Source organism: Caldimonas taiwanensis NBRC 104434 (genome assembly GCF_001592165.1).
Lineage (GTDB): Bacteria > Pseudomonadota > Gammaproteobacteria > Burkholderiales > Burkholderiaceae_C > Caldimonas > Caldimonas manganoxidans.
Window position 1 is genome coordinate 70,253 of sequence record NZ_BCWK01000013.1, and the last position, 7,668, is coordinate 77,920.

Here is a 7,668-nt window from a genome sequence, read left to right on the forward strand (position 1 = left end):
CCTGCCATGCGAGGCCTCGCAGCGTGCGCCGCGTCGCTGGCCCTGCTGCTGGGCTGCGCGGCGGCGCCAACGCCGGACACCGCCCGGCCGCACCAGCCGGAGGCGGCCTCGGGTGTGCGCCAACACTCGGCCGTGCTCGTGCGCGAGCAGGCCGTGGCCGCCGCACACCCGTTGGCCGCCGACGCCGGCTGGCGCATGCTGCGCGCCGGCGGCACGGCTGCGGATGCGGCCATCGCTGCGCAATTGGTCCTCACCCTCGTCGAACCACAATCCAGCGGCATCGGCGGCGGCGCCTTCCTGCTGCACTGGGACGGCCAACGGCTCGACGCCTGGGACGGCCGCGAAACCGCCCCGGCGGCTGCTGACGAAGGTCTGTTCCTCGATGCCCAAGGCCGCCCCTTGCCCTTTCGCGAGGCCGTCGTTGGTGGCTTGTCGGTAGGCACGCCCGGCCTGATGCGCCTGTTGGAGGCCGTCCATCGGGCCCACGGCCGCTTGCCTTGGGCCCAGCTCTTCGAGCCTGCCATCGCATTGGCCGATGAAGGCTTTGCGGTCGGGCCGCGCCTGCACGCCCTGCTGCGATCCGATGAACACCTGCGGCGCGACCCGGCCGCCGCCGCCTACTTCTACGGCCCCGACGGCGCCCCCCATCCCGTGGGCCACCGGCTGCGCAACCCGGCGCTGGCGGCCATCCTGCGCACGCTGGCCCGCGAGGGGGCCGATGCGTTCTATCGTGGGCCGATCGCCCGCAGCATCGTGGCCAAGGTCCGTAACCACCCGGTGCGCCCCGGACGCCTGAGCGAAGCCGACCTGGCCGCCTACCAGGTGCGGCGGCGCGAAGCCCTGTGCAGCCCCTGGCGCACGTGGCAGGTGTGCGGCTTCCCGCCACCGTCGTCTGGCCATCTGGCCATCGCGCAGATCCTGGGCCTGCTCGAACACGTGGCCCCACCCGCAGCGGCGCAGCCAGCGGCCTTGCCCGGCCCCGACTTCCTACATGCCTACGCCGAAGCCTCCCGGCTGGCCTTTGCCGACCGCGCCCAGTACGTGGCCGACCCGGATTTCGTCGCGCCGCCGGCAGGTCACTGGAGCAGCCTGCTCGCCCCCGCCTACCTGGCCGAACGCGCCCGGCTGATCAGCCCGCACGCGATGCCGAGCGCGCGACCCGGCCGCCCCGGGGGCCAGCACAGCGTCTGGGCCCCTCAGCCCGAGGCCCCCGAGCGGGGCACCTCGCATCTGTCGGTCATCGACCGCGAGGGCCGCGCCGTGGCGATGACCACGACGATCGAGGATGCCTTCGGTGCCCGGCAACTCGTCGATGGCGGCACGGGCCTGCCCGGCGGCTTCTTGCTCAACAACCAGCTCACCGACTTCGCCTTCGTTCCCACCGATGCCCACGGCCGGCCCGTGGCCAACCGGGTCGAACCCGGCAAGCGCCCTCGCTCGTCGATGAGCCCCACGCTGGTCTTCGAACGCGCCGGCGGCCAGCTCGTGCTCAACGTGGGCTCGCCCGGCGGAGCGTGGATCATCCATTACACCGCCAAGGTACTGCTGGGCACCCTGGCCTGGGGCCTGGACGCGCAGCAGGCCATCGACCAGCCCAACTTCGGCACCACCGGCTGGCCCTTGCTGCTGGAGGAAGGGCGCTTTCCAGCTGCCACGCTGGAGGCGCTGCGCCGGCGTGGACACACGGTGCGCGAAGCCCCCATGACCAGCGGCGCCCAGGCCCTGCAGCGTCAGCCTCGCGGCTGGCTGGGGGCTGCCGATCCGCGCCGCGAAGGCGCGGTGCGCGGCCAGTGAAGCTTCAACGGCTGGCCACCGGCCGCCCCTGCGCGGCCAAGGCCCGAATTTGCGCGGCCGCGGCTTCGAGCGCCTCCCGTGGGGGACGGCCGGCGTTGATCTCGCGCAGCGCCGCCGACAGGTGCTGCCAGAACCATGTCATCTCCGGATTGCTCGGCATGGGCCGGCCCGCGTAGATCGCCTCCATCGAGGCCCGTACCCGGGCATCGGCATACAGGCGCCAGAACATCCGGCGCGAGGCCGGCACGCCCAGGGGCTTGTCGGCATTGATGGTGTGCAGGCTCTCGGGCCGCAGCAGATGGTTTTCGATGAAGTCCACCGCCCACGCCCGGTGCGGGCTGGCTTGCACCACCATCGCCCCGAGCACGCCGACGAAGGGCCGGGCCGGCTTGCCCCCCAGCGTGGGCAGCGGGGCCACCCCAAAGTCGATACCCGCGGCCGCCAGCCCCTCCCAGGCCCAGGGGCCAGTGATCCACATCGCCTGCAGGCCGTCGCGCATGTCGGCCTCGGCCTCCGAGTAGCTGAGGCCACCCTGCGGGATCACGCCGGCGGCCATCAATTGCTGCAGGTATTGCCCGGCCCGCACCGCCCCGGGGTGATGGATGCCCGTGTCGCGCGGGTCGTAGCTGCCGTCGATGCGGCGCTGGAACACATAGGCCCCCCCAGCGGCCATCAACGGCCAGGTGAAATAGGGACTGCCCGTCTCCCAGCCCAAGGCCCGAATGCCTTTGGGCTTGAGCTTTTCATGCAGGGGCAGCACCTCCTCGAAACTCGACGGCGGCCGATCCACCAAGGCCTTGTTGTACACCAGGGCCACGGCCTCGACCGACAAAGGATAGCCCCACACCTGCCCGCCCAGAGTGAATCCGTCCCAGGCCACTTGCACGATGTCGCTGCGCACGGCTTCGCCCGGCCGCACCGGCGCGATCCAGCCGCGTTGGATCCAGTCACCGATGCGGTCATGCGGCCAAATCCAAATGTCTGGCCCGCTCGCGCTCCCATCGCGCATCGCGGCCTCGAAGCGATCGACGGCCTGTTCGAAATGCTCCACCACCACCGGGCGCCCCGTGCGCTGGGTATAGGCCAAGGCCACGCGACGCAAGCCCTCATGGCCCTTGTCGGCATTGACCCACACCCTCAGCGGATCAGAGGCCGTGTGCGCCCAGCCCGCCCGGGGCCAGGCCATGCCAGCGCCACAGAGGCCCATAGAAAGAAGTTTGACTACATTTCGCCGATCCTTATACACACGACACCTCCTCGGACGGAACCATCATGGCCAGTCTATTGGCTCGTCAATCAATGGAAATCGGTGTTGTCCCTCGATACGCCAACACGCCGACCTGCGACTGTGCTGCAGCGCCACTCAGGAAGTACAGATTGAGTAATTTCACTACATCTGGACGCGCCAACATGGCCGAGCCCGCGCGTGCTGCAGCGGCCGGCGGTAGACTGCCGAGGTGATTCCCACCGGCTTCAAACAAGATTTGCTCGCCCGCCTCGACATCGTCGAGATCGTGGGCCGCTACGTGGCACTCAAGAAGGCCGGCATTCATTTCAAGGGCCTGTGCCCCTTCCATGCCGAAAAGACGCCAAGCTTCATCGTCAGCCCCTCACGCCAGACCTATCACTGCTTTGGCTGCGGCGCGCATGGCAATGCGATCGACTTCCTGATGGAACACAGCGGCTTGGGTTTCGTCGATGCGGTGCGCGAGCTGGCCCAGCAAGCCGGACTGCCCGTGCCCGAAGACGACAGCACCCCCGAACAGCGCGCCCAGGCCCAGCAGCAACGACAACGACAGCACACGCTGACCGAGGTGCTCGAGCGCGCGGCCACCCACTACCGCAAGCAGCTCAAGACCAGCCCGCGCGCCATCGATTACCTCAAACGCCGCGGCCTCACCGGCGAGATCGCCGCCCGCTTCGGGCTGGGCTATGCCCCAGACGGCTGGCGCCCCCTGGCCAGCGCCTTCCCCCGCTACGACGACCCTTTGCTCGAAGAATGCGGCCTGGTCATCGTGCAGGGTGAAGGCGAGGATGCCCGGCGCTATGACCGCTTTCGCGACCGCATCATGTTCCCGATCCGCAACGTGCGGGGCGAGGTCATCGGCTTTGGCGCACGGGTGATCGACCAGGGGGAACCGAAGTATCTGAATTCCCCCGAGACGCCGGTCTTCGTCAAAGGGCGGGAACTCTATGGCCTGTATGAAGCCCGTCAGGCCCTGCGCCAGCACGGCTACGCCCTGGTGGTGGAAGGCTATATGGACGTGGTCGCCTTGGCTCAATGGGGCTTCCCCAATGCCGTGGCCACTTTGGGCACGGCCTGCACGGCCGACCATGTCCATAAACTCTTGCGCTTCACCGACACGCTGATCTTCAGCTTCGACGGTGACGCCGCCGGCCGGCGCGCGGCCACCCGGGCGCTGGAAGCGGCCCTGCCCCATGCCACGGACACCCGCACCATCAAGTTCCTTTTCCTGCCCCCCGAGCACGACCCGGATTCCTACATTCGCGAACATGGGCGCGAGGCCTTCGCCCTGTGCGTGACGCAGGCCGTGCCGCTGTCACGGCAGATCCTGGACACCGCCCGCGACGGCCTGGACATCAACAGCGCCGAAGGCCGCGCGCACATGCTGGCCGCCGCCAAACCCCTGTGGAACGCCCTGCCCGAGGGCGTGCTCAAGCAGCAAATCCTGGCCGAACTGGCCCAGGCCGGCGGCCTCAACCCTGCCGATCTGTTGGCCCTGTGGCAGGGGCGCCCGCCCTCGGCGGGACGCAGCAGCGACGGTCTGGCGCGCCGCAGCGACTGGCGCAGGCGCGAGCAAACGCCCGGCCCGATCGGCCCACGTCGAGCTCCACCGGGGCCGGCCGAGCAGGCCGTGCGCTTGTTGTGGCTGCACAGCGCGTGGTGGGACCAACTCACCGGCGAAGACCATGAGCTGCTGCATGCCTTGCCTGCACCGCTGGGCGCGCTGTGCGCTTGGCTCGAACGCTACTTGGCCGAACACGGCCCACAACCCTGGTCCGTGCTGGATCAAGCGCTGTCGGGCCACCCCCTGCACGAGGCGGCACGCCGATTGACCGGCGCCATACACCCGGACGACGGCCTCGACTTTTCGGACTTGCGCGCCCTGCTGGACCGCCTGATCGTCGAACGCCTGAAAGCAGAAGAATCGCGCCTGATCGAGCAAGCCGCCCGAGACCCGACGGCCCTGCAACGCTACCGCGAGGTGCACGAGCGCCGGCGCCGCCTGGAAGCCGCCCGCACGGCTGCGGCGGGCCCCTGAGCCTCACGGTGGCCCGGCAAGGCCCCCACAGTCTTTGACGAAAAGGCCAATGTCGACGATAATGTTACGTTTATTGATGCGGCAAGAGTGACAGCAGACTCTGGGGGACCCGGCCACCCGCGACACGGGCACCATCACCGGCCACCCAACCCCGCCAGAACTGCCCTCCATCCTCGTTCACGCCAGCTTGCCCTCTTGAGTCGACACCGGCCGGCCCCATCTGCCTCATGCGGTGTCGACCGGTTTGGCTCGTGCATCGCCCGCATGGGGCTGCGGTTTCCTCAGGTCCGCGCCCAGCGGCGACAGCACCACCCCAAGCCCACCGCACCAGACCATCCGAGGAAACGCATGACCGCCAAGAAAAGTGCCAGCTCCAAGGCGTCCGACGCCAAAGCCGCCGCTGCCGAATCCGCCACCGAGAAGAAAAAGGCCGCCAAGGCTGCGACCGTGAAAGAGGCCTCGGCCAAAGCCGCCGCACCTGCCAAATCGGGCGGCACCCGCGCTGCCAAGACCGGCGCGTCGGCGGAAAGCGCCCCCAAGGGTCGGCGCGGCCGCAAGCCCAAAGCCGAGACCACCTCGGCCAAGAAGAGCCGCGCCGATCTCGATGCGGACGACGACTTCGGCGACATCGAAGCCGATCTCGAAGCCGAGCTCGAACCGGAAGTCGAAGCCATCGAAGAAGGCGACGACAAGCCCAAGGCCAAGCCGCTGCGCATGAAGGTCAGCCGCGCCAAGGAGCGTGCGCTGATGCGCGAGTTCGGGCTGGACGAAACCACCCTCACCGAGGAAGAGGTCAACAAGCGCCGCTCCGAGCTCAAGACCCTCATCAAGATGGGCAAGACGCGGGGCTTCCTGACCCATGCGGAAATCAACGACCACCTGCCCGAAAAGCTGGTGGACACCGAGATCATGGACGCCATCGTGTCCATGCTCAACGACATGGGCATCGCCGTCTACGAACAGGCGCCCGATGCGGCCACGCTGCTGATCTCCGGTGGCGGCACGACCACCGCCACCGAGGAAGAGGCCGAGGAAGAGGCCGAGGCGGCGCTCTCGACGGTGGACAGCGAGTTCGGCCGCACCACCGACCCGGTGCGCATGTACATGCGCGAGATGGGCAGCGTCGAGCTGCTCACCCGCGAGGGCGAGATCGAGATTGCCAAACGCATCGAGAAGGGCCTGCAAGACATGATGCTGGCCATCTCCGCCTCGCCCACCACCATTGCCGAGATCCTTGCGCTGGGCGACAAAATCGCTGCAGGCGAACTGCAAATCTCCGATGTGGTCGACGGTTTCGTCTCCGACGACGAAGCCGACGACTATGTCGCCGAGGAAGACTTCGACGAATTCGACGAAGACGAGGACGACGACGGCAATGGCGGCTCCAAGGCGCTGACCAAGAAGCTGGAGGAACTCAAGACCGCGGCTCTGGAGAAATTCGCCAAACTGCGCGTCGAGTTCGACAAGATGCGCCGCGCCTATGAAAAGGACGGCTACAAGTCGCCGGCCTACAACAAGGCCCAGCAGGCCATCTCCAACGAATTGATGACCATTCGCTTCACGGTCAAGACGATCGAGAAGCTGTGCGACATCCTGCGCTCACAAGTCGATGACGTGCGCCGCTACGAACGCGAGATCCGCAAGATCGTGGTGGACAAGTGCGGCATGCCTCAGGAGCACTTCATCAAGACCTTCCCGCCCAACGCGCTCAACCTCAAGTGGGGCGAGAAAGAGGCTGCTGCTGGCAAGCCCTACAGCGCGGTGCTGGCGCGCAACCTGCCGGCCGTGCAGGAGCTGCAGCAAAAACTCATCGACATCCAAGCCCGTGCCGTGGTGCCGCTGGAGGATCTCAAAGAGATCAACAAGCGCATGAACGAAGGGGAAGCCGCCTCGCGTGAAGCCAAACGCGAGATGATCGAGGCCAACCTGCGCCTGGTGATTTCGATTGCCAAGAAATACACCAACCGCGGCCTGCAGTTCCTCGATCTCATCCAGGAAGGCAACATCGGCCTGATGAAGGCGGTGGACAAATTCGAATACCGCCGCGGCTACAAATTCTCCACCTATGCCACCTGGTGGATCCGGCAGGCCATCACCCGCTCGATCGCCGATCAGGCCCGCACCATCCGCATCCCGGTGCACATGATCGAGACGATCAACAAAATGAACCGCATCTCGCGCCAACATCTGCAAGAGTTCGGCTACGAACCCGATGCGCCGACGCTGGCCGAGAAGATGGACATGCCCGAGGACAAGATCCGCAAGATCATGAAGATCGCCAAGGAGCCGATCTCGATGGAAACCCCCATCGGAGACGACGACGACTCCCACCTGGGCGATTTCATCGAAGACACCAACAACATCGCGCCGGTGGATGCCGCGATGCAAGCTGGCTTGCGCGAGGTGGTCAAAGAGATCCTGGACAGCCTGACCCCGCGGGAAGCCAAAGTGCTGCGCATGCGCTTTGGCATCGAGATGAGCACCGACCACACGCTGGAAGAAGTGGGCAAGCAATTCGACGTGACTCGCGAACGCATCCGTCAAATCGAAGCCAAGGCCATCCGCAAACTCAAACACCCCAGCCGCTCTG

At 67.1% G+C, this 7,668-nt stretch carries 4 protein-coding genes; 3 read left to right on the forward strand and 1 reads right to left on the reverse strand.

The genetic code is table 11. The features are described from left to right. Window positions 1-6 precede the first annotated feature (6 nt). The gene (locus CTA01S_RS11915; protein WP_062195819.1) at window positions 7-1,794 is read left to right on the forward strand and encodes a gamma-glutamyltransferase family protein; all 1,788 of its coding nucleotides are present in this window, start codon (window positions 7-9) and stop codon (window positions 1,792-1,794) included. A 4-nt stretch (window positions 1,795-1,798) separates the two neighbouring features. On the opposite strand, the gene malE is transcribed toward CTA01S_RS11915, so the two are convergent. Next, window positions 1,799-2,980 (reverse strand): maltose/maltodextrin ABC transporter substrate-binding protein MalE, encoded by a 1,182-nt coding sequence (gene malE, locus CTA01S_RS11920; protein WP_062195838.1) that lies wholly within the window; start codon window positions 2,978-2,980, stop codon window positions 1,799-1,801. 271 nt (window positions 2,981-3,251) lie between these two features. Between malE and dnaG the strand changes: the two genes are divergently transcribed. Together dnaG and rpoD are read left to right on the forward strand one after the other, a co-directional pair. After that, window positions 3,252-5,078, forward strand: a complete 1,827-nt coding sequence (dnaG, locus tag CTA01S_RS11925; RefSeq protein WP_062195821.1) for a DNA primase — start codon at window positions 3,252-3,254, stop codon at window positions 5,076-5,078. A 348-nt stretch (window positions 5,079-5,426) separates the two neighbouring features. After that, the coding region (rpoD, locus tag CTA01S_RS11930; protein WP_062195824.1) for an RNA polymerase sigma factor RpoD at window positions 5,427-7,668 on the forward strand (2,242 nt) is incomplete at its 3' end.